Below are 20,419 nucleotides of genomic sequence, written 5' to 3'. Positions count from 1 at the left end.
GCGCCGACCGCGGTCGCCGCCGGCGCCCGGCGCCGGGGTCAGGGGGTGCCGCTGGAGCGGTCTCCCGACGTGGGCGGCGCGGGCGCCGAGGCCGTCGTGGCGGTCGGCTCGGGCGCGGACTCGGTCGGGTCCGGCGCGGGGGCCGTGGCCGGCGCGCTCGTGGACGGACCGGACGGGCTCGGGGACGTGGGGGTCGGCGTCGCGGAGGTCGGCGACGGGTCGGGGGTGCTCGGCGTCGGACTGCCGGATCCCGTGCCCGACGGCGAGGACGAGCTGGCGGGCGACGTCGGGGAGGACGGCGTGGCCGAGCCGGTGGACGTGGGGACCGAGGAGGACGGGGCCGTGCTGCTCGGCACCGTGCTGCTCGGCACCGGGGTGGTCGCGCTGGGCGTCGGGGCCGCCGTGTCGGCGGGTGCGGACGGGGGCGGCACGGGTGCGTCGGTGGCCTCCTGCGTCCGCGAGGACGTCTCGGGCTCCGGCTCGGGGGCGGGCTCCGGCTGCTGCTCCTCGAGGGTCGGGGTGGAGCGGTCCGGCAGACGCAGGTCGGCGGGGGCGGAGGCGGCGTCCGCGGCGACGTGGCCCAGGTCGGACAGCCAGGGGGCTGCCGTGTCCCGGGGGATCCGCACCGTCAGCACACCCGCGGCGGCCGGCGCCATGGACGCCTGGTCCGCCTCGAGCATCAGGCTGCCGTCCGGGAGGAAGACCACCGCGTCCCAGACGCGACGGTTCTCCACCTGCTCCGGCGCGTCGACCGCCGAGTCCAGGCGCGAGCCGATCACGTCCGGGTCGTTGGCCATGCGCTGGCGCACCTCGGCGCGGAACGCGTCCCAGCCGTCGGGGGTGAAGAGATCGGCGGTCTCGAGCACGCGGTCCTCGCGGGCCGAGTACCAGATCACGTGCGAGGTGGACACGGAGTCCGTGCCGCGCCGTTCCGTGGCGAGCAGGCGGGCCGCGGCGATGTCCTCGGCCACGACGGCGAGCTGCGGCTGGATCTCCAGGCGCGGGTCCGCGCTGGGGTCGGTGTCCCGGCGGTACTGGTCGATCTGGGCGCGCACGGCCCCGGCCATGGCCTCCGTCCAGGCCGGCGCCCCGGGCACCTGCAGCCACGCCCCGTGGTGGTCCGGGTCCTCGCCCTCGAGCACGGCGATGCTCGCCTCCGGCACCCTCTCGAGGTCGTGCGAGGGGACCTCGAGCGTAAACGGGGCCATGTCCATGGACGGCAGGGCGGAGGCCGCCGTCGTGGCGGGCGCAGGCTCGGGCTGCGGCTCGGTGCGAGCACAGGCGCTCAGCGCCACCAGGGCGACGGCGGCCAGGCCGAGGGCCGCGCGGCCACGGCGGGGGGAGGGCAGGACGGGACGCATGCGATTCACTTCCGGTGGTCGGAGGACTCCAGGATGGCCTCGACGCGGGCGGCCATCTCGTCCGCTGTCGGCGGGCGCCAGTCCGGGTCGTTCCGGCGGCGGGCGTCGCGGCGCAGGCGCAGGGCCACCCAGATCGCGAGGAAGGCCAGAATCAGGACCAGGACGATGTTGGAGAAGACGTCCGCGTACTCGGAGATGACGTGGAACCGCTCCCCGAGCGCGTAGCCGCCGTAGACGAAGATCGCGTTCCAGATCAAGGAGCCCAGCGCCGTGAACAGGGTGAACTTCGCGAGGTTCATCCGCTCGATGCCCGCGGGGATGGAGATCAGGGAGCGGAACACGGGGACCATGCGGCCCAGGAACACGGTCCAGTAGCCGTAGCGGATGAACCAGCGCTCGGTCTTGGCCACGTCCTCCATGTCCACCAGCGGCATGCGGTCCACGATGCGGTACATGCGGCGGCGGCCGAGCCACGCGCCGATGCCGTAGAGGGCCAGTGCGCCGACGATCGAGCCGACCGTCGCCCAGACCAGCGCGGCATGCGGGCTGAAGGCGCCGCCGGCCGCGGTGAAGCCGGCCAGGGGCAGGATCACCTCGGACGGGATGGGCGGGAAGATGTTCTCCGCGAAGACGGCCAGGCCGACGCCGATCGGGCCGACCGCCTCCATGACGTCCACGACGATGTTGCCGAGCCAGCCGTAGTCGGTGGGCGCGGCGGCGGCCACGCTCAGGGGTGTGACGAGGGGGAGCATGCGCCCCATTGTCCATCATCGACCGCCTCCGCGACGTGGTGGAGGCGCCGACGTCGTCCGCTCTGCGCGCACAGTCGCGCCTCCGGGCGGGCGGGAGCGGGCTGCCGTTGGTAGTGTCAGAGGCGCTGACCGCTCACCGACCGTTCGCGCCACACCCCACTCCACGTGCGTGCCGCGGGCCCTACTGGAAGGAAGACTCCATGAGCATCGTCCAGATTCCGCTGCGCCTGGCCTCCGGCGCGTTCATCCTGAACTCCGGCCTGAACAAGCGCGGCATCTCCGCGGAGCAGGCCCAGGGCCTGCGCGACATGGGCGCCCGCGGCCTGCCCGCGCTGGCCAACCTGTCGCCGGAGCAGTTCAAGAAGTTCCTCGTGACCACGGAGATCGGCGTGGGCTCGGCCCTGCTGGCCCCGTTCGTCCCGGGCTGGCTCGCCGGCTCCGCCCTGACCGCGTTCTCCGGCGGCCTGTTCTCCATGTACCTGAACACCCCGGAGATGACCGAGGCCGACGGTGTGCGTCCGTCCCAGGAGGGCACCGCCGTCGCCAAGGACATCTTCCTGGTCGGCTCCGGCCTGGCCATCGCCGCCGACTCCGTGGCCAACCGCCCCGGCAAGCGTCGCAAGGCCGCCAAGAAGCGCGCCGCCCGCATCGAGGGCGCCCGCGACGCCAAGGTGCAGGCCATCCGTGATGCCCAGGACGAGAAGGTCGCTGCGATCCACGCCGCCCGTGAGGAGCAGGTCGCCGCGCTGCGCGAGGCCCGTGACGAGCTGAAGAAGCTGCGCAAGAAGGCCTGACGCCCCCGCCGCACGCCTGAGGGGCCCCGCCCGGACCATGGTCCAGGCGGGGCCCCTCACGCATGCGCCCGCCCACCGGGGCACGGCGGGTGGGCAGGCTCAGAGGTCGATCTCGGTGGGGTGCAGCACGCGGCGCAGGAAGTCCTGGGTGCGCGGCTGCTGGGGGTCGGAGATCACCGCGGCGGCCGGGCCGGCCTCCACCACGACGCCGCCGTCCATGAACACGACCCGGTCGGCCACCTCACGGGCGAAGCCCATCTCGTGGGTGACCACGAGCATGGTCATGCCGTCGCGGGCCAGCTGACGCATGATCGCCAGGACGTCGCCGACGGTCTCGGGGTCGAGGGCCGAGGTGGGCTCGTCGAAGAGCATCAGCTGCGGGTCCATGGCCAGCGCACGGGCGATCGCCACGCGCTGCTGCTGGCCGCCGGAGAGCTGGTCCGGGTAGCGGTCCTCGAGCTCGGCCAGGCCCACGCGGGCCAGCTGCCGACGGGCGATGTCCGCCGCCTCGGCCTTGCCCCGCTTGAGCACCTTGAGCTGGGCCACGGTGCAGTTCTCCAGCACGGACAGGTGCGGGAACAGGTTGAACTGCTGGAACACCATGCCCACGTGGCGGCGCAGCACGTCCAGGTCCACGTCCTCGTCCGTGACCGTGAACTCACCGACCGTGACGACGCCCGAGTCGGGCTTCTCCAGCAGGTTCACGCAGCGCAGGAGGGTGGACTTGCCCGAGCCGGACGGGCCGATCAGGCACACGACCTCGCCAGGGGCGACCTCGAGGTCGATGCCGCGCAGCACGTGGTTGGCGCCGAAGGACTTGTTGAGGCCGGCCACATGCACGCCGGCGGCGTCCGCGGCGGCCACCGCGCCGAAGGATCCGGTGATGGGGTTCTGCTGGGCCATCTCAGTGCCCCTTCTTGGTCGAACGGGCCTCGAACCGGCGGGCCAGCAGGGACAGCGGCACGGTGATCACGAGGTAGAACAGGCCGGCCACGAGGATCGGCGTCATGCCGGCGTCGAGGGCGGAGATGCCGTCGCGGCCGAACTTGGTGAGCTCGTACTCGTGCGCGGCCAGGCCGAGCACGTAGACCAGCGAGGAATCCTTGGTCAGGAGGATGACCTCATTGGTGAGCGGCGGCAGCACGATGCGGAACGCCTGGGGGATCACGATGGTGACCATGGCCCGCCACGTCGGCATGCCGAGGGACCGGGCCGCCTCCATCTGGCCGCGGGGCACGGCCTGCAGGCCGGCACGCAGGGTCTCGGCGATGTAGGCGGCCGAGACCATGCCCAGGGCCACCATCACGACGACGGGGATCGGCCAGGACACCCCGAACGCAAAGGGCACCCCGTAGCCGAAGGCGAGGAACACCAGCAGCGCGGGGACGCCGCGGAAGAACTCGACGTAGGCGGTGGCCAGCCACCGGTACGGGCCGAACGAGCTCAGGCGCATGAGCGCGAGCACGATGCCGCCCAGGAGGCCGACGACGAACGAGGTGACCGTGTAGAACAGCGTGTTGCCCAGGCCCACGAGGATCACGTTGGGGAACATCGGGGCCACGGCGGGGAAGTTCAGGACGTTCTCGGCGAGCGTGCCCCAGTCGATGAGGACGGCCAGGACGACGAGGGCGAGGACGAAGACGGCCGCCTGGATGATCAGGGACAGCCGGCGACGGCGGCGCGCACGGCCGGGCTTCATGGCCGGTGCGGGCGAGACGGGGGTCTGCGTGCTCATCGGTAGTCCTCCTGTGCCTGACCGAACCAGCGCTCCTGGAGCTCGGCCACGGTGCCGTCGTTGCGCAGCTCCTGCAGCGCGCGGTTCACGGCGGAGCCGAGCTGCGCCTTCTGCGGGCCGACCGCCATGCCGAGCTGCTCGCCCGTGGGCAGCGACTCGACCACCTCGAAGCGATCGTCGTCCTTGAGCGAGTAGAGCAGCACGGACTGGTTGCCCAGGGCGGCGTCCACGGTGCCGGCCTGGAGGGCCTGGATCTGCATGCCGCCGTCCTCGAACTGCACGGGGCTCAGGCCGTTCTGCTGGGCGTACTCGTCGCCGGTGGTCGCGGCCTGCACGCCGATCCGGCGGCCCTTCGCGGACTCGACGTCGGTGATGCCGGAGCCCTTCTTCGCGACCAGGACGAGGTCGTCGTCGAGGTAGGGGAGGGTGAAGGCCATGACGCGCTGGCGGGCCTCGGTGATGGAGATCGACGAGGCGTTCACGTCGCAGCCGGTGAGCGAGGCACCCGACTCGATCGCCTCGAAGGAGGAGTCGATCACGTTCACCCCGAGACCCAGCTTCTCCGCCACCGCCTCGACCAGCTGAATGTCGTAGCCGGTCAGCTCACCCTTCTCCTCGAACTCGAAGGGCGGGTAGGGGATGTCGGAGCAGACCGTCAGGACGCCGGGCTGGACGAGGCCGTACGAGGTGCTCAGGTCGTCATCGGACACGATGCCGGCGGATCCGGCGTCGCCGCCGAGGACGGCGCAGCCGGTGAGCAGCGCCGCCGACGCGGTGAGCCCCACGGCGCCGAGGAGGCGGGAGTGGATGCGGGTCATGGAGTGCCTTCTGTGCCGCCGTCGGGAGGACGGGCGTGCGGGTCGGAGGGAGCCGGCAGAGTGACGTGTTCCGCCGTGATTGGTGGTCATCGTAGTGCGTCGGGCCCGTCGCGGGCGCCGGGAGACGACTCGTCGCCGCGGAGCGAGCCGATCGACCGGTGGCCCTGCCGCGGCCCGCCCCAGCAGACGAAGGCTGGCCTCGCGCTGTGGGGATTGCCAGGCTGGTCACATCGTCGTCACCCGGTCTGAGAGGTCTCTCATCCTCCGCACCGCCGCCCCCGCCCGCCCCGTCGCCACCCTGTCCCTGCTCGCGGTGGGCGCCCTCGCGCTCGTCGGCTGTGCCGGGGGCGGCGGCGAGGCCTCGTCCTCCGCGTCGGCCGACGCGTCCGAGTCCGGCCCGACGGGGGCCGGCTCGGACCTCACGGACGAGCAGGAGGAGCGCGTGGAGGCGCTCGAGGACGTCCTGCTCACGCCCCAGACCGCGCCCGACGGCGTGTTCACGGACATGGAGACCCAGGCCGGCGGCGGTGGCGAGCCGATCAGCACCAGCCTGAGCCTGACGGGCGTCACCCCCACGGGCGCCTGCGCGGACCTCATCGAGCAGATCAACACGCAGCAGGCGCCCGGGCTCGGCGGTGCGCTGGCCCAGTACGAGGTGGACCCGGCCGCCGTCACCGGCCTGGCCGGTTCCCAGGCCGGGGCGTTCGGCATGGTCGCGGTCACCGAGGACGGCACCGATCTGCTGGCGCCCTTCGGCGAGCTGGCCGACACGTGCGGCACGTTCGGCGACCCGGACGGCGTCGAGGCGGCCTTCACGACGGTGCCCGGCGTGCCGGACGCGGTCCACATCGCCCTGGGGAACTCGGGCATGGACACGGCCGTGTTCACCATGACCGTCGGCGGCGTCACGGACGGGGACGAGCTCGTGTACCTCGGCATGGTGGGCCTCGACGAGGAGATCGCGGCCGAGACGCTGCGTGCCCAGGTCGAGGCGTTCGAGAAGCGGGAGCGCTGACCTCTCAGTCGTCGGGCCGCGGCGTCGGCTCGAGGCGGGCGCCGTCGTCGGACACCGGGTCCGCGTGGAACGGGCTGCCCGAGCTGACGTCCTCCGGGCCTCGCCCTCCCGACTCGACCGCGAGGAGGCGCCCCTCCTCGGAGAGCAGGGGTGTGGCCTCGATCGTGAGGCTCTCGCCGGCGCGCACGGCCTCGGCCACGAGCCGGGCCAGGCGGCGGATGCGGGCCTCGTACCGTTCGAAGTCCTCGAGCACCGCGGTGTGCCGCGTCGCCAGCTGGATCTCGACGGAGGCGTCGATGCCGACGGCCAGCTGGCGGGCACGCAGCACCTCCGCGTCGAAGGCGGCCCCGGCCAACAGCACGATGCACGCCACCCACGCGAGGGCGAGCACGCCGATCGCGGAGTTGATCCGCCCGACCACGGCGAACTGGCCGAACCGGTCCGTGATCCAGCCCAGGGCCACGGTGGCGCCGAAGAGCAGGACCACCACGGCCACGGCGCCGAGCGAGAGCGGGCGGTAGCGGGGCTGCCGGACGTTGGGCCCCAGGCGGTAGGCGAGGGTCACGATCAGGGCGATCACCACGAGGATGACCGGCCACTTCACCACGTTCCACGTCTGGACCGTCTCCTCCGGCAGGCCGACGGCCTGGCCGAGGCGCTGGGAGAGGTCCCCGCCGACGACCACCAGGATCGTGATCAGCACGGCGCCGAGCATGAGGGCGAGCGTCTCGACGAAGACCACGAGGCGGAAGTGGAGGAAGGGCCGGCCCTCGCGGGTGTCGTGGATGCGGTGCATGGCCCGGTGGAACGCGCCGACGGCGCCCGAGGCGGACACCACGGTGCCGACGGCCCCCAGGACGACGGCGCCGGTGCCGGGCCCGGCCGAGCCGAGGGTCAGGATCCACTCGCGGACGACGTCGGGCGTCAGCGACGGCCAGATCTCGGCGGCCAGGTGCGCCGCGGCGTCCACGGTCTCCTCCTCGACGCCCAGCAGCGAGACCACGGAGAGCAGGGCGACGACGGTGGGCAGCAGAGACAGCGCCCCGAAGAAGGTCATGGCGGCGGCCACATCCCAGACCTGCAGCTCGAAGAGCCGGTGCAGGGTGCGGCGCAGGACGTACAGCAGGGACACCCGCGGTCGGGTGTACGTGCGGAGGCGCCGGGGCGCCGCTGTGGAGCCGGCCATGGCACCAACGTACCGGCGCGCGGGGGAATAGCCCTGGCACGAGGGGAGTTGAGCTACATAGACTCAACTTTGTCTCGGCGGTGGGAATGGCCCGCCGTCGACGGTTGTCCGACACCCCCGGGACACGGGGGAGAGAAGGAGCGAGGCGCACATGGATGCCAAGTTCACCACCAAGAGCCAGGAGGCGCTCTCGGCCGCGGCCATGAACGCCTCCACCGCCGGCAACCCCCAGATCGAGCCGGCCCACCTGCTGAAGGCCCTGATGGACCAACGGGAGTCCGTCGCCGTGGCCGTCCTCAAGGCCGCCGGGGCCGACCCCGACGCCGTCTCCACGGCGGCCTCCTCGGCCATCCAGCGCCTGCCCTCCACCCAGGGCAGCACGGTGGCCCAGGCGCAGCTCTCGCGCGCCGCCCTGCAGGTCCTGCAGAACGCGCGCACCCAGGCCGAGCAGCGCTCGGACCAGTTCGTCTCCACCGAGCACCTGCTGCTCGGCGTGGCCGCGGATCCGGGCGAGGCCGGTGAGGCACTGCGCTCGAACGGGGCGAGCCTCGAGGCGCTCGCCGCCGCCCTGACCCAGGTGCGCGGCGACTCCCGCGTCACCACCCAGGACCCGGAGACCACCTTCCAGTCCCTGGAGAAGTACGGCACGGACCTCACCGAGCTCGCCCGCTCCGGCAAGCTCGACCCGGTGATCGGCCGCGACGCCGAGATCCGCCGCGTGGTGCAGGTGCTCTCGCGCCGCACCAAGAACAACCCCGTGCTCATCGGCGAGCCCGGCGTCGGCAAGACCGCCGTCGTCGAGGGCCTGGCCCAGCGGATGGTGGCCGGGGACGTCCCCGAGTCCCTGCGCGGCAAGACGCTGATCAGCCTGGACCTGGGCGCCATGGTCGCCGGCGCCAAGTACCGCGGTGAGTTCGAGGAGCGCCTGAAGGCCGTCCTCGAGGAGATCAAGGCCGCCGAGGGTCAGGTCGTCACGTTCATCGACGAGATCCACACCGTCGTGGGCGCGGGCGCGTCCGAGGGCGCCATGGACGCGGGCAACATGCTCAAGCCCATGCTGGCCCGCGGCGAGCTGCGCCTGATCGGCGCGACCACCCTGGACGAGTACCGCGAGAACATCGAGAAGGACCCCGCTCTGGAGCGCCGCTTCCAGCAGGTCTACGTGGGCGAGCCCAGCGTGGACGACACAATCGCCATCCTGCGCGGGCTCAAGGAGCGCTACGAGGCCCACCACAAGGTGGCCATCGCCGACTCCGCGCTCGTGGCCGCGGCCGCGCTGTCCGACCGGTACATCACCGGCCGCCAGCTGCCCGACAAGGCCATCGACCTCGTGGACGAGGCCGCCTCACGCCTGCGCATGGAGATCGACTCCGCCCCGGAGGAGATCGACGTCCTGCGCCGCCAGGTGGACCGCCTGACCATGGAGGAGCTCGCCCTCGAGGGCGAGACGGACCCGGCATCCGTCGAGCGGCTCGAGGCCCTGCGCGCCGAGAAGGCGGACCGCGAGGAGGAGCTCACCGCCCTCACCGCCCGCTGGGACGCGGAGAAGGCCACCCTGAACGAGGCCGGTGACCTGCGCGCCAAGGTGGACGAGCTGCGCTCGCTGGCCGAGAAGGCCCAGCGCGACGGCGACCTCGCCGAGGCCTCCCGCCTGCTGTACGGCGAGATCCCCGCGCTGGAGAAGCAGCTCGAGGAGGCGGACCGCGCCGCCCGCGAGGCCGACCGCTCGAGCACCGAGCCGATGGTCTCCGAGGAGGTCACGGCGGACGACATCGCCGAGGTGGTCTCCGCGTGGACCGGCATCCCCTCCGGCCGCATGCTCACCGCCGAGTCCGAGAAGCTGCTCACCATGGAGGAGCACCTCGGCGAGCGGCTGATCGGGCAGCGGGACGCCGTCGTCGCCGTCGCGGACGCGGTGCGCCGCTCGCGGGCCGGCATCGCGGACCCGAACCGGCCCACCGGCTCGTTCCTGTTCCTGGGCCCCACGGGCGTGGGCAAGACCGAGCTCGCCAAGGCGCTCGCGGAGTTCCTCTTCGACGACGAGCGCGCCATGGTGCGGATCGACATGTCCGAGTACGCGGAGAAGCACTCCGTCTCCCGCCTGGTCGGCGCCCCTCCGGGATACGTCGGCTACGACGAGGGCGGCCAGCTCACGGAGGCCGTGCGGCGTCGCCCGTACTCGGTGGTGCTGCTGGACGAGGTGGAGAAGGCCCATCCCGAGGTCTTCGACATCCTGCTCCAGGTGCTCGACGACGGCCGCCTCACCGACGGCCAGGGCCGCACCGTGGACTTCCGCAACGTGATCCTGATCCTGACCTCGAACCTGGGCTCGCAGTTCCTCGTGGACCCGACCCTGGACGAGGCCGCCAAGCGCGAGTCCGTGATGTCCGTGGTGCGCGGGGCGTTCAAGCCCGAGTTCCTCAACCGCCTGGACGAGATCGTGCTGTTCGACGCGCTCACCGTGGCCGAGTTGACGCGGATCGTGGACCTGCAGGTCGAGTCCCTGCAGGCGCGCCTGACGGACCGCCGCCTCACCCTCGAGGTGTCCGACGCCGCCAAGGCGTGGCTCGCCGAGACCGGGTTCGACCCGGCCTACGGCGCCCGGCCCCTGCGCCGCCTGGTGCAGCGCGAGATCGGCGACCAGCTGGCCCGCGGCATCCTCGCCGGGGAGATCGCGGACGGGGACACCGTGGTCGTGGACCGCGTCGAGGGCGAGAACGGCCTCACCGTGACCCGGAAGGGCTGACGCCGGGTCCGACGGACCGTGTTCCTCCTCCCTCTGGCACGTCGGGGGCGGTTTCGGGTGGTATCCAGCCTGGATACCACCCGAAACCGCCCCCGACGGCATCTGTGAGACGGACGGGCCGCTCGGGTCAGCGGGTGCCGAGGGCGCCGGCGTCCTGCTGGAGGGTGCCGATCAGGTTCGCCACCGCGCGGGCCGTGTGGGTCAGCGTGGTGATGGAGACGTTGTCGATGTCGTCCTGGGGCGTGTGGTAGTTGTCGTCGCGGATCGAGAGCAGGCCCGTCGAGGCGATGCCCGCGTCCACGAACGGCGCGTAGTCCGAGCGGCCGTTGCTGCCCTCGGGCTGGTGTGCGTGGCCGTCGCGGTCGAGCTGCGCGCCGAGCAGGGACTCAGCACCGATCGACCAGTCGGCCGTGAGCACGCCCAGCGTGTTCTGGTGGTCCAGCGGGGCCACCATGTCCAGGTTGGTGTAGAGGATGATGTCCTCGCGCTCCGCGGCGGTCAGGGTGTCCACGTAGTGGTGCGAGCCCAGCAGGCCGATCTCCTCGGCACCCCACAGGGCGAAGCGGACCTTGCTCTCGGCCTTGTTGGCCTTGGCGGCCTGGCGCGCGACCTCGAGGGTCGCCGCCACGCCCGAGGCGTTGTCGTGGATGCCCGGGCCCTCCGGCACGCCGTCCAGGTGGGCGCCGAGCATCACGACGTCGTCGTCGCTGCCCGTGCGCGTCTCCGCCAGCACGTTCCAGGTGGGCCGCTGCTCCACGAGCTGCTCGAGGTCCAGGGTGACGGTGGCGCCGCCGGCGCGGGTCTGGGCCAGCAGGTCGGCGCCCAGCTCGCGGGTCACGCCCACGGTCCCGACGACGTCGCCCGGCGCGGCGCCCAGGGTGCCGTTCAGTGCGCCCTCGGCGTTGTTGTAGATGATGACGGCCTCGGCGCCCGAGGCGGCCGCGACCTGGGACTTCTGGGCGAAGGTGCAGTCGCCCCGGGAGACCAGGGCGACGCTGCCGGTCAGGTCCGCGCCGGCCCAGTCCGCGTCGGCGCAGCCGGTGGCGGCGCCGGCGGGGGCGGCGAGCGGGGCGTCGGTGACCTGCGCCGACGGCGAGGACGTGAAGACGGTGTGCTCGAGGTCGCGCTGGACGGGTCCGGTTTGCTGAAGCCGGTCCCGCAGGGTCTCGGTGTAGGTGATCTCGAACTCCTGGAGCTCGACGTCGTAGCCGGCCTCCTCGAGCTCGCCCACGGCGTAGTCGAGCGAGGCCTGGAAGCCCGGCGTGCCCGCGGCGCGGTTGCCGTGCTCGTCCGCGATGGCCGCGAACGCCGTGATGTCCTGGCGGAGGTGGTCCGAGGAGATGGAGCGGACCAGCTTCTTCGGGGAGTTCGGGTTGCCGCCGGCGCGGTTCTGCCCGGGGCCCAGGCCACGGTCGGCGGTCTGCGTGGTGCCCATGGGGGCCTTTGCCGGGGCGGCCGGGGCGGCCGGGGCGGCGAGTGAGACGGGGGCGGCGGTCAGCGTGGCGGCCAGGGTGGCGGCGGCCAGCAGGGTGGGGGTGCGGCGCATGGGCATCCTCATCGTGGGGGGCGTATGTGACGTACGCAACATAGCCCATCGTCCAGCGACCGTGCAGGGTGTGTGTCACGCCTGTCCAGCCGGGTGCCGCCCGTGCTGCGGCCGCCCGCGCCGCACCCGGCGCCGCCGCACGCCCCGCCGGACCGGGCCGGCCGTCGTCGTCCTCGGGCCGTCCAGCCGGTCATGTATCCTTGTCCGCACGAACCATATTGACCAGTGAGTACCTCGGCGGGCCCCTGTGCGCCACAGATCCGAGGCGGCGAGAGATGCGAAGGGGGTCACGCTCATGGGGCGCGGCCGTCAGAAGGCTAAGGCCACGAAGCAGGCACGGGAGATGAAGTACTTCTCTCCCGGAACAGACCTCTCGGCACTGGAGCGAGAGCTCACGGGCGGGCGCACGCGCAGCCCGGAGCCGGACCAGGAGCCCGAGTACGAGGATCCCTACGAGGACCTCTACGCGGAGGACGAGGACGACGACGCACGGGCGCGATGACGCCCGCACGGCATCCGGCCCTGGACGGGCATCAGGCCGCCCTGCGGTCGATCGCCAGGGTGGTGGATGAGACAGCACCGCTGCAGGACCCCGAGACGGCGTCTCGGGGTCTGCTGCGTCTGATGGAGGAGTTCCGCCCGCTCGTGATCACCGGGGCCGGCGTGTCCACGGACTCCGGCATCCCGGACTACCGGGGGCCGAACGGGTCCCTGCACCGCCACCGGCCGATGACGTACCAGGAGTTCCGGGACGACCCGGCCGCCCGCCACCGCTACTGGGCGCGCTCGTTCGTGGGCTGGCGCCGCATGGACCAGGCCCGGCCGAACGAGGCGCACCGCATCCTCGCGCGCTGGGCGGCCGAGGGGCGGATCGCCGGCATCCTGACCCAGAACGTGGACGGGCTGCACGCCGAGGCCGGACGCGCGGCGGGCATGCCGGAGGACCGGCTGATCGAGCTCCACGGCGACCTGGCGCGCGTGGCCTGCCTGAACTGCGGGGCCACCGAGTCCCGCCGTGACCTGGACCTGCGGCTCGAGGCCGCCAATCCGGGCTACCTCGAGCGCGTGGCGATCGACCCGGACGCCGTGAACCCCGACGGCGACGTCTCCCTCGACCAGCACTGGGTGGAGGAGTTCACGATGGTCGGTTGCCGGGTCTGCGGCTCCGTGAAGCTCAAGCCGGACGTCGTGTACTTCGGTGAGTCCGTGCCCGCGGCGCGGCGCGCGGCCGCGGAGGCGATGGCCGACGACGGCGGCACGGTGCTCGCCGTCGGCACCTCGCTGGCCGTGATGAGCGGCTACCGGTTCGTGCTGCGGGCCGAGCGGGCCGGGCATGAGACGGGGCTGATCAACCTCGGCCCCACCCGCGCCGACGCCAAGGCCCGCTGGCGCTGGCGCGCCCCGGTCGCCGACGCGCTGGCCTGGCTCGACGCCCGCCTCTGACCCCCACCCACGTTTTCGTTCGGGAAACGGCGGACGCCGGGGCGTTTTCGTGCGGGAAACGGCGGGCGCCGGGGGTGTGGACACCGGGTGGCCCGGGGCCACGCACGACTCCTGCACAGGTGGCGCCGCCGGCGTCGTCGTCCACGGTGGGTGCTCCTGAGCGGGCGGGATAGGCCGGGTTGAGCCATCGTCACGGGCATGGACACGTCTTCCCTGCCCCTGCCGGACATCGTCGAGACCGGCCGGCCGTTCACCCGTGGCGACCTGCGCGCGGCCGGGGTCTCGGAGCGACTGGTCCGCGGCGGTGACGTGCGGCGCGTGACGCATGGGGTCCATCGGCTCCGGACTGACCACCTCGGCTCGTGGGCGGATCTCGGCTACGCCGAGGCGCCCGCTCCCTTCGCGCCGGAGGAGACGGCCGCGATCGTGGAGGCGAGCGGGGGAGTGGCCTCCCACCTCACGGCGCTGCTCCTGCACCGCGTGCCGCTGCCGCCGTTCCTGGCGGAGGACGGCACGGTGCACGTGTCCCGGCCGCACCCGCGCGGGGCGAGCGTCCGACCGGAGATCACCTCGCATGCCCGCCTCGTCCCGGCCGCGGACGTCACAGCCCTCCACGGGATCCGCCTGACGAGCCTGGAGCGATCCTGGGCGGATCTGGCCGCGCTGCTTCGTCCAGGCATGCTCGAGCCCGTCGTGGCGGCCGGGGACGCCCTCATCCATCGGCCGTGGTCGCCGGAGGGGCGTCGCTCACCACGGACCACGACGGCGGCCCTGCGGTCCGCGCTCCTGCGTGCCGGACGGTTCAAGGGAGTGCGCACCGCCCGTGCCGCACTCGAGCTGGTGCGGGTGGGCGCGGATTCCCCGCAGGAGACAGCCCTGCGACTGGCCCTGCTCCACGCCGGCCTGCCCGAGCCGGAGCTCCAGCTGGTGCTGCACCCGGGCCGGGCCCGGTCACCGGACGCGGATCTGGGGTGGCGGCAGTGGCGCTTGGTGGTCCACTACGACGGCGGTCACCACCTCGATCCTGCACAGCTCGCGGTGGACTCGTGGCGAGACGAGGGATGGGCGCGCGCGGGCTGGACGCAGATCTGGGCCACGGTGGACGACGCGCGGGACGACTTCCGGCGCGTCGTCGCCGAGGTGCAGACGCACCGGGCCCGGCTCGGCGGGCGGATCTTCGCGTCGTGAACCGCCGTTTCCCGAACGAAAACGCCCCGGAGGCCGCCGTTTCCCGAACGAAAACGCTCCGGAGGCCGCCGTTTCCCGAACGAAAACGCCCCCGGGGGGTCAGGCGGCGTACTGGCCGCGCATCAGCACGGCGCCGCCGTCGACGCCCTTGGCGCCATGCACGAAGTCCAGGCCCGCGGCCGCCGCGTCGTCGGTGAGGGCGCCGATGGTGCCCATCTCCCACGCGTCGATGCCGGCGTCCACGAGCACGGAGATCGCCTTCGCGGCCACCTCCGGGTCCACCACGGCCACCATGCCCACGCCGAGGTTGAGGGTGCGCTCGAGGTCGGACTGCGGAACGCGGCCGAGCTCGCCCACCAGGCGGAACACGGGCGGCAGGGACCAGGTGTCCCGCTCGACGGTCGCCATGAGGCCCCGCGGGAGCACGCGCGCCAGGTTCGCGGCCAGGCCGCCGCCGGTCACGTGGCTGAACGCGCGCACCGGCAGGTCCGAGCCGCCGTCGTGGCCGTTGAGGCGCTGCACCAGGTCGAGGCAGGCGCGGGAGTAGATGCGGGTCGGCTCGAGCAGCTCCTCGCCGAGGGTGCGGCCGAGCTCGGTGACCTCGCGGTCGAGGGACCAGCCCGCGGCGTTCACCACGCGGCGCACGAGCGAGTAGCCGTTCGAGTGGATGCCGGAGGAGGCCATGCCGATCACGACGTCGCCGGACTGCACCCGCTCCGCGCCCAGGACCATGTCCGCCTCGACCACGCCGGTGGCCGCGCCCGCCACGTCGTACTCGTCCGCGGCCAGCAGGCCCGGGTGCTCGGCGGTCTCGCCGCCCACGAGCGCGGTGTCGGCCAGGCGGCAGCCCTCGGCCACGCCGCGCACGATGTCCGCGATGCGCTCGGGCACGACCCTGCCGCATGCGATGTAGTCGGTCATGAACAGGGGCTGGGCGCCGACCACCACGATGTCGTCCACGACCATGCCCACGAGGTCCTGGCCGATGGTGTCGTGCTTGTCCATCGCCTGCGCGATCGCCACCTTCGTGCCGACACCGTCCGTGGACGTGGTCAGCAGCGGCTTGCGGTACTGCAGCAGCGCGGAGGCATCCCACATGCCGGCGAAGCCGCCGATGCCGCCCATGACCTCGGGGGTGTGGGTGGCCTTCACGGCGTCCTTCATCAGCTCGACGGCGCGGTCGCCGGCCTCCACGTCGACGCCGGCCGAGGCGTAGGTGATCGGGGCGGCGGAGGAGGGGGTCTGGTTCGGGGTCACAGCGGGGTCCTGTCCGTCTCGGTGAGCAGCTTCTCGTCGTCGGCGTCCGGGCCGGGCTCGCAGCCCGTGGCGGTCACGGTGGTGGTCTCGCCGTCCTCGTCCAGCACCACGGTGGACGCGGGCGACACGGCGACCGGCTCCAGCAGGCCCTTGCCACGCTCGCCCTCGTCGGCCAGTGGGATCGGGTAGTCGCCGGTGAAGCAGGCGGTGCACAGGCGCTCGCGCGGCTGCCCGGTGGCCTCGATCATGCCCTCCTCGCTGATGTAGGCCAGCGAGTCGGCGCCGATGGACGCGGCGATCTGGTCCACCGCGGCGCCGTTGGCGATGAGTTCGGCGCGGGTGGCGAAGTCGATGCCGTAGAAGCAGGGCCACTTCACGGGAGGGGAGGAGATCTTCACGTGCACCTCGGCGGCGCCGGCCTCTCTGAGCATCCGCACGACGGCGCGCTGCGTGTTGCCGCGCACGATCGAGTCGTCCACCACCACGACGCGCTTGCCGGCCACCACGGTGGACTGGACGTTGAGCTTGAGGCGGATGCCGAGCTGGCGCAGCGTCTGGGACGGCTGGATGAAGGTGCGGCCCACGTAGGCGTTCTTCACGAAGCCCTGGCGGAACGGCAGGCCCGAGGCGTCCGCGTAGCCCACGGCGGCGGGCGTGCCGGACTCGGGCACGGGGATCACGACGTCGGCCTCGACCGGCTGCTCGAGCGCGAGGCGGCGGCCCATCTCCACGCGGGACTCGTACACGGAGCGCCCGGCGATCGTGGCGTCCGGCCGGGCCAGGTACACGTACTCGAACACGCAGCCGGCCGGCTTCGACTCGGCGAAGCGGGTGGAGCGGATGCCCTCGTCGTCGATCGCGATCATCTCACCGGGCTCGACCTCCCGGATGAACGAGGCGCCGACGGTGGCCAGGGCCGACTGCTCGGAGGCCACCACCCAGCCGCGCTCGAGGCGGCCGAGCACGAGCGGGCGCACGCCCTGCGGGTCGCGGGCGGCGTAGAGGGTGCGCTCGTCCATGAACACGAAGCAGTAGGCGCCGCGGATCTTCGGCAGCAGCTCGAGGGCGGTCTCCTCGAGGCGGTCCCCGGGGGCGCCGTGCAGCAGGGCCGTGACCAGGGCGGTGTCCGTGGTGTTGCCCTGCTTCATCTCACCGTGGGTGTGGCGGCCCTCCTCGGCGTGCACCATGCGCAGCAGCTCCGCGGAGTTCACGAGGTTGCCGTTGTGCGCCAGGGCGACCGTGCCGTCGTCGGCGGTGGCGCCCAGGGTGGGCTGGGCGTTGGCCCACTTGTTCACGCCGGTGGTGGAGTAGCGGCAGTGGCCGACGGCGATGTGGCCGCTCAGCGCGGTGAGCGTGGCCTCGTCGAACACCTGGGAGACCAGGCCGATGTCCTTGTAGACGGCGATGCGCCCGCCGTCCGAGACGGCGATGCCCGCGGACTCCTGGCCGCGGTGCTGGAGCGCATACAGGCCGTAGTAGGCCAGTTTCGCGACCTCCTCGCCCGGCGCCCACACGCCGAACACGCCGCATTCGTCCTGCGGCCCCTGGTCCTGGGGGTCGAGGGCGGCGGTCAGGCGGCCGTCGCCTCGTCGGGTGCGCGGTGCGATCACTGCTCGGGGGTCCTTTCGGTGGGGGTGGTGCGGGCGGGCGGGGCGCCCGCGTCCACGCGGTCCAGGCGGACGTCCGCCACGGCCGGGTCGTCGGTGCGCTCGAGGACCACGGTGCGCGCGGTCGACCGGGAGCGGCGGTCCAGCAGCAGCCACACGAGCAGTCCGAGCACGCCGGTGCCGAGCATGCTCAGCAGGGCCGCGAAGCCGAACGTCTCCGAGAAGGAGAGCGGGATGCCGGAGTACGGGTCCGCGGGCGGGGTGGGGGAGGCGTGGACCGCGGTGGTGATCACGAGGGCGATCAGCAGGCCGAGCGCGAGCGCCACCGCGAGCACCGCGGTCAGCCGCGGGGCGCGACGGACGGTGTAGGCGCGCTGATCGGGGGTCGGCTCGGGGGCGGAGGTCATGCGCGCCAGTCTATCGAGTCGGCCGCTGGGGCCAGTCGCGCGTGCCCGCGGCGGTGCAGGCACTCCGGCATCCCGCGACGAGGAACGGTGCCGACGTTCGAACGGTCGGTGCCGCCGAGAGGACTGCCGGGCACCCCTCGCTCACGGCCGCACGAGCGGCAGGTGCGCGCCGAGGTCGGCCCGCACGCCCGAGGCGCGCACGCCCCCGGACGCCGTCGCGTCCTCCCAGGTCGTCAGCCCCGTCGCCAGAGACAGCCATGTCACGGCGTCCATCTCCACCACGTTGGGCGGGGTGCCGCGGGTGTGCCGGGGTCCGGGGAGGCACTGGGCGACGCCGAAGGGCGGCACGCGCACCTCCACCGAGTTCCCGGGCACGCGGGTCGCCAGCTCCTCGAGCGCGAAGCGCACCGCCGTCGCCCGCGTGGGGCGCGGCAGCGTGGCGGCCGCCGCGGGGTCCTGCGCGTGGGCGCGTGCCCACGACAGCAGCGCCGCGTGGCCCTCGACGACAGGCACCCGGCGGCGGGGGACGGAGCCGGTGGTCACGCCCGCGCTTCGAAAGCCGGCAGGACGTCCCCCACGAGGTCCCGCACCGGCGCGGCCAGGCGGATCTCACCGACCGGCTCGCCCCGGCCGAGCACCGGGGGCACGACGGCAGCCAGCACGCCCGGCAGCGTCGCCCGGTCCACGTAGTCCGGAGCGAACCGGGCCAGCAGTGCGAGCGCGACCAGGTCGCCGGCCCGCGTGCCGCCGTCGAGCGCCTTGACGGCCACGGCCGTGCCGTCCGGCGCGGCCATGACGAGCACGCCGTCCGCGCCCGCCTTGGCGAGCAGGCCGAGCTCACGCATCACCACGGTGTTGGAGCTCGTCTCCCCGTGGACGGCCCACGGGTGCTCGAGCATCGCCGTGGCGACGGCGGCCGCGTGCGGATCCGCGTCGGCGCGGCCGGGCGCCGCGGCGACCCGCCCGATGCCGCGGGCCAGGCTCGCCAGCGAGATGACGGCGGCCGGGGCGCCGCAGCCGTCCACACCGGTGTGGGCCACCGGCTCGCCGCAGTATTCGGCGATCACCGCGTCCACCTCCTGCTGCAGGGGGTGCGCCGGGTCGAGGTACGTGGCGACGTCGTGCCCGGACGCCGCGCAGGCCGCGAGGAAGCCGGCGTGCTTGCCGGAGCAGTTGAAGGCCAGCGGGGTCGCGGCGGCGGCCTCGCCGTCGCGGCGGACCTGGGCGACCACCTCGGAGGTGTCCGCGGGCCAGGCCGGCGGGCACCGCAGGGCGGACGCGTCGAGGCCGGCGTCCGCGAGCATGCGCTCGGCCAGCGCCTGGTGCCGGAGCGTGCCCCGGTGCGAGCCGCACGCGATGGACAGGGCCTCACCCTCCAGCGCCGCCCCGTGGCGCAGCGACGCGATGGCCTGGAACGGCTTCAGCGTGGAGCGCGGGTAGATCAGCGCGTCCGCGGGGCCGAGGGCGGCCAGCACCCGCCCGTCGGGGCCGGTCACGACGGCGGCGCCCGCCGTCCGGGACTCGACGAAGCCGTTGCGGACGGTCTCCACGAGCTCGACGGCGTCGGACAGGGCGAAGGTCTCGCCCGCGGGGGCGACGGTGGCGTGGGTCATGCGGTCCAGGGTAGCGAGGGCCCCGGACGCGCCGGGCGTCCGGGGCCGGTGGGCCGGGTCCGGCGGCGTCAGCGGCTCACTCCGCGGAGAGCCGCCCGTCCACCATGGTCAGGGTGCGGTCCGTGGCGGAGAGGAACTCGTGGTCGTGTGTGACCATGAGCGTCGCCACCTGCTCCTCGCGGGTCAGCGTGCCCAGCAGGTCCACGACGGCGGCCGAACGCTCGCGGTCCAGGGCGGAGGTGGGCTCGTCCACGAGCAGCAGCGTCGGCGAGGCCATGAGCGCGCGCACGATGTTCACGCGCTGCCGCTGGCCGCCCGAGAGCTGGTGCGGGCGCTTGCCGGCCTGGTCGGCCAGGTCGACGCGCTCGAGCAGCTCCAGGGCCCGGGCCTTGGCGGCCCTGCGGTCGGCGCGGGTGGCGTCGCGGTCCAGGTGCACGGTCAGCTCGAGCTGCTCGGCGGCGGTCAGGGACGGGATGAGGTTCGGCTGCTGGAAGATCATGCCGATCTCCTGGCCGCGCAGCGCGGTGCGCTCCTTCCGGGACAGTCCGGCCATCTCGCGGCCGGCCACGGACACGCTGCCGGAGGTGGGCGTCACGAGGCCCGCGGCCACCGCCAGCAGGGAGGACTTGCCCGAGCCGGACGGGCCGACCATCGCGGTGAAGGTGCCGGGGAGCAGGTCCAGGCTCACCTCGTCCAGGGCCCGCAGCACGCCGCGCTCGCCGTCCGGGTACTCCAGCACGAGGTCGCGCACGGAGAGCGCGGGGATGGCGTCGGACGCGGCGGCAGAGCGCTCGCCGGCGACGCGGTGGGCGGCCGCCGCGGCCGGGATGCGGAGGGCGTCGAGGTCGGCCTGCGGGGCGGTGAGGGCGGTCATGGGGAGGTCCTTTCTCCAAGCGGGGGCGAGGCGGAGCCGAGGGGGACGACGGCGCCGGGCGGCGCCGTCGTCGGGGC

Annotated in this window: 19 protein-coding genes; 6 read left to right on the top strand and 13 right to left on the bottom strand. The window is 73.5% G+C overall.

Features of this window, described 5'->3' with window-relative positions; genetic code table 11:
* Positions 1–38 precede the first annotated feature (38 nt).
* Together ACUJ8O_RS06460 and ACUJ8O_RS06455 are read right to left on the bottom strand one after the other, a co-directional pair.
* Positions 39–1,361: a hypothetical protein gene (locus ACUJ8O_RS06460; RefSeq protein ID WP_445373252.1), complete on the bottom strand. Its 1,323-nt coding sequence runs from the start codon at positions 1,359–1,361 to the stop codon at positions 39–41.
* A 5-nt stretch (positions 1,362–1,366) separates the two neighbouring features.
* Complete coding sequence (locus ACUJ8O_RS06455; protein ID WP_036339327.1) at positions 1,367–2,113, bottom strand: DedA family protein; 747 nt, start codon at positions 2,111–2,113, stop codon at positions 1,367–1,369.
* 200 nt (positions 2,114–2,313) lie between these two features.
* Here ACUJ8O_RS06455 and ACUJ8O_RS06450 point away from each other — a divergent pair, with 200 nt between their 5' ends.
* Complete coding sequence (locus tag ACUJ8O_RS06450) at positions 2,314–2,907, top strand: hypothetical protein (protein ID WP_445373251.1); 594 nt, start codon at positions 2,314–2,316, stop codon at positions 2,905–2,907.
* A 99-nt stretch (positions 2,908–3,006) separates the two neighbouring features.
* Here ACUJ8O_RS06450 and ACUJ8O_RS06445 read toward each other — a convergent pair whose 3' ends face one another.
* The 3 genes from ACUJ8O_RS06445 to ACUJ8O_RS06435 are packed head-to-tail and all read right to left on the bottom strand — an operon-like array spanning position 3,007 to position 5,460.
* Positions 3,007–3,810 (bottom strand): amino acid ABC transporter ATP-binding protein, encoded by an 804-nt coding sequence (locus ACUJ8O_RS06445; RefSeq protein ID WP_036339321.1) that lies wholly within the window; start codon positions 3,808–3,810, stop codon positions 3,007–3,009.
* Position 3,811: 1 nt separating this feature from the next.
* Entirely contained in the window at positions 3,812–4,642 is an 831-nt protein-coding gene (locus ACUJ8O_RS06440) for an amino acid ABC transporter permease (RefSeq protein WP_052001180.1), read from the bottom strand.
* Positions 4,639–5,460, bottom strand: coding sequence for an ABC transporter substrate-binding protein (locus ACUJ8O_RS06435; RefSeq protein WP_010080238.1), 822 nt, complete (start codon positions 5,458–5,460; stop codon positions 4,639–4,641). Before ACUJ8O_RS06435 ends, ACUJ8O_RS06440 begins: the two co-directional genes overlap by 4 nt.
* A 313-nt stretch (positions 5,461–5,773) precedes the next feature.
* Between ACUJ8O_RS06435 and ACUJ8O_RS06430 the strand changes: the two genes are divergently transcribed.
* Positions 5,774–6,475 (top strand): hypothetical protein, encoded by a 702-nt coding sequence (locus ACUJ8O_RS06430; RefSeq protein ID WP_262347842.1) that lies wholly within the window; start codon positions 5,774–5,776, stop codon positions 6,473–6,475.
* Between the two features lie 4 nt (positions 6,476–6,479).
* Here the strand turns inward: ACUJ8O_RS06430 and ACUJ8O_RS06425 are convergent, their stop codons facing one another.
* A complete protein-coding gene (locus tag ACUJ8O_RS06425) occupies positions 6,480–7,661 on the bottom strand; it encodes a YihY/virulence factor BrkB family protein (RefSeq protein ID WP_069941133.1) in 1,182 nt (393 codons plus the stop codon).
* 151 nt (positions 7,662–7,812) lie between these two features.
* On the opposite strand from ACUJ8O_RS06425, the gene clpB reads away from it, so the two are divergent.
* The gene (clpB, locus tag ACUJ8O_RS06420) at positions 7,813–10,407 is read left to right on the top strand and encodes an ATP-dependent chaperone ClpB (protein ID WP_445373250.1); all 2,595 of its coding nucleotides are present in this window, start codon (positions 7,813–7,815) and stop codon (positions 10,405–10,407) included.
* A 127-nt stretch (positions 10,408–10,534) separates the two neighbouring features.
* Here the strand turns inward: clpB and ACUJ8O_RS06415 are convergent, their stop codons facing one another.
* A complete protein-coding gene (locus ACUJ8O_RS06415; RefSeq protein WP_445373249.1) occupies positions 10,535–11,953 on the bottom strand; it encodes a M20/M25/M40 family metallo-hydrolase in 1,419 nt (472 codons plus the stop codon).
* A gap of 295 nt (positions 11,954–12,248) precedes the next feature.
* Here ACUJ8O_RS06415 and ACUJ8O_RS06410 point away from each other — a divergent pair, with 295 nt between their 5' ends.
* The 3 genes from ACUJ8O_RS06410 (at position 12,249) to ACUJ8O_RS06400 (ending at position 14,584) form a co-directional block, all read left to right on the top strand.
* Entirely contained in the window at positions 12,249–12,455 is a 207-nt protein-coding gene (locus ACUJ8O_RS06410) for a DUF3073 domain-containing protein (protein WP_036339330.1), read from the top strand.
* Positions 12,452–13,396 carry a Sir2 family NAD-dependent protein deacetylase gene (locus ACUJ8O_RS06405; RefSeq protein WP_095347362.1) on the top strand — a complete coding sequence of 315 codons (945 nt, stop codon included), beginning with the start codon at positions 12,452–12,454 and terminating at the stop codon, positions 13,394–13,396. The genes ACUJ8O_RS06410 and ACUJ8O_RS06405 overlap by 4 nt, the downstream gene beginning before the upstream one ends.
* Positions 13,397–13,594: 198 nt before the next feature.
* The gene (locus tag ACUJ8O_RS06400) at positions 13,595–14,584 is read left to right on the top strand and encodes a hypothetical protein (RefSeq protein ID WP_036314245.1); all 990 of its coding nucleotides are present in this window, start codon (positions 13,595–13,597) and stop codon (positions 14,582–14,584) included.
* 99 nt (positions 14,585–14,683) lie between these two features.
* On the opposite strand, the gene purM is transcribed toward ACUJ8O_RS06400, so the two are convergent.
* From purM to ACUJ8O_RS06370, 6 genes are all read right to left on the bottom strand, one after another.
* On the bottom strand, positions 14,684–15,841 hold the full coding sequence (purM, locus tag ACUJ8O_RS06395) for a phosphoribosylformylglycinamidine cyclo-ligase (RefSeq protein WP_445373248.1): 1,158 nt from the start codon (positions 15,839–15,841) through the stop codon (positions 14,684–14,686).
* Positions 15,838–17,451, bottom strand: coding sequence for an amidophosphoribosyltransferase (purF, locus tag ACUJ8O_RS06390; protein WP_336575411.1), 1,614 nt, complete (start codon positions 17,449–17,451; stop codon positions 15,838–15,840). Before purF ends, purM begins: the two co-directional genes overlap by 4 nt.
* Entirely contained in the window at positions 17,448–17,855 is a 408-nt protein-coding gene (locus ACUJ8O_RS06385; RefSeq protein WP_010080248.1) for a hypothetical protein, read from the bottom strand. The genes purF and ACUJ8O_RS06385 overlap by 4 nt, the downstream gene beginning before the upstream one ends.
* A gap of 141 nt (positions 17,856–17,996) precedes the next feature.
* Positions 17,997–18,398 carry a sterol carrier family protein gene (locus ACUJ8O_RS06380; RefSeq protein ID WP_336575410.1) on the bottom strand — a complete coding sequence of 134 codons (402 nt, stop codon included), beginning with the start codon at positions 18,396–18,398 and terminating at the stop codon, positions 17,997–17,999.
* A complete protein-coding gene (locus ACUJ8O_RS06375) occupies positions 18,395–19,468 on the bottom strand; it encodes an asparaginase (RefSeq protein WP_445373247.1) in 1,074 nt (357 codons plus the stop codon). Before ACUJ8O_RS06375 ends, ACUJ8O_RS06380 begins: the two co-directional genes overlap by 4 nt.
* A gap of 76 nt (positions 19,469–19,544) precedes the next feature.
* Positions 19,545–20,342, bottom strand: coding sequence for an ABC transporter ATP-binding protein (locus tag ACUJ8O_RS06370; protein ID WP_216881144.1), 798 nt, complete (start codon positions 20,340–20,342; stop codon positions 19,545–19,547).
* Positions 20,343–20,419 lie beyond the last annotated feature (77 nt).

It is taken from the genome of Micrococcus sp. EWR3.9.1, assembly GCF_052615555.1.
The sequence above is the reverse complement of the archived record's forward strand: the minus strand, read 5'-3'. Positions and strand labels throughout refer to the sequence as shown.

Excerpts from the sequence above, each read along its gene's own strand:
- ACUJ8O_RS06370 (WP_216881144.1), bottom strand. The coding sequence starts at position 20,342 with ATGACCGCCCTCACCGCCCCGCAGGCCGACCTCGACGCCCTCCGCATC.
- ACUJ8O_RS06460 (WP_445373252.1), bottom strand. The coding sequence starts at position 1,361 with ATGCGTCCCGTCCTGCCCTCCCCCCGCCGTGGCCGCGCGGCCCTCGGC.
- ACUJ8O_RS06405 (WP_095347362.1), top strand. The coding sequence starts at position 12,452 with ATGACGCCCGCACGGCATCCGGCCCTGGACGGGCATCAGGCCGCCCTG.
- ACUJ8O_RS06440 (WP_052001180.1), bottom strand. The coding sequence starts at position 4,642 with ATGAGCACGCAGACCCCCGTCTCGCCCGCACCGGCCATGAAGCCCGGC.
- ACUJ8O_RS06385 (WP_010080248.1), bottom strand. The coding sequence starts at position 17,855 with ATGACCTCCGCCCCCGAGCCGACCCCCGATCAGCGCGCCTACACCGTC.
- ACUJ8O_RS06425 (WP_069941133.1), bottom strand. The coding sequence starts at position 7,661 with ATGGCCGGCTCCACAGCGGCGCCCCGGCGCCTCCGCACGTACACCCGA.
- ACUJ8O_RS06450 (WP_445373251.1), top strand. The coding sequence starts at position 2,314 with ATGAGCATCGTCCAGATTCCGCTGCGCCTGGCCTCCGGCGCGTTCATC.
- ACUJ8O_RS06400 (WP_036314245.1), top strand. The coding sequence starts at position 13,595 with ATGGACACGTCTTCCCTGCCCCTGCCGGACATCGTCGAGACCGGCCGG.
- ACUJ8O_RS06375 (WP_445373247.1), bottom strand. The coding sequence starts at position 19,468 with ATGACCCACGCCACCGTCGCCCCCGCGGGCGAGACCTTCGCCCTGTCC.
- ACUJ8O_RS06410 (WP_036339330.1), top strand. The coding sequence starts at position 12,249 with ATGGGGCGCGGCCGTCAGAAGGCTAAGGCCACGAAGCAGGCACGGGAG.
- ACUJ8O_RS06415 (WP_445373249.1), bottom strand. The coding sequence starts at position 11,953 with ATGCGCCGCACCCCCACCCTGCTGGCCGCCGCCACCCTGGCCGCCACG.
- ACUJ8O_RS06455 (WP_036339327.1), bottom strand. The coding sequence starts at position 2,113 with ATGCTCCCCCTCGTCACACCCCTGAGCGTGGCCGCCGCCGCGCCCACC.
- clpB (WP_445373250.1), top strand. The coding sequence starts at position 7,813 with ATGGATGCCAAGTTCACCACCAAGAGCCAGGAGGCGCTCTCGGCCGCG.
- ACUJ8O_RS06445 (WP_036339321.1), bottom strand. The coding sequence starts at position 3,810 with ATGGCCCAGCAGAACCCCATCACCGGATCCTTCGGCGCGGTGGCCGCC.
- ACUJ8O_RS06435 (WP_010080238.1), bottom strand. The coding sequence starts at position 5,460 with ATGACCCGCATCCACTCCCGCCTCCTCGGCGCCGTGGGGCTCACCGCG.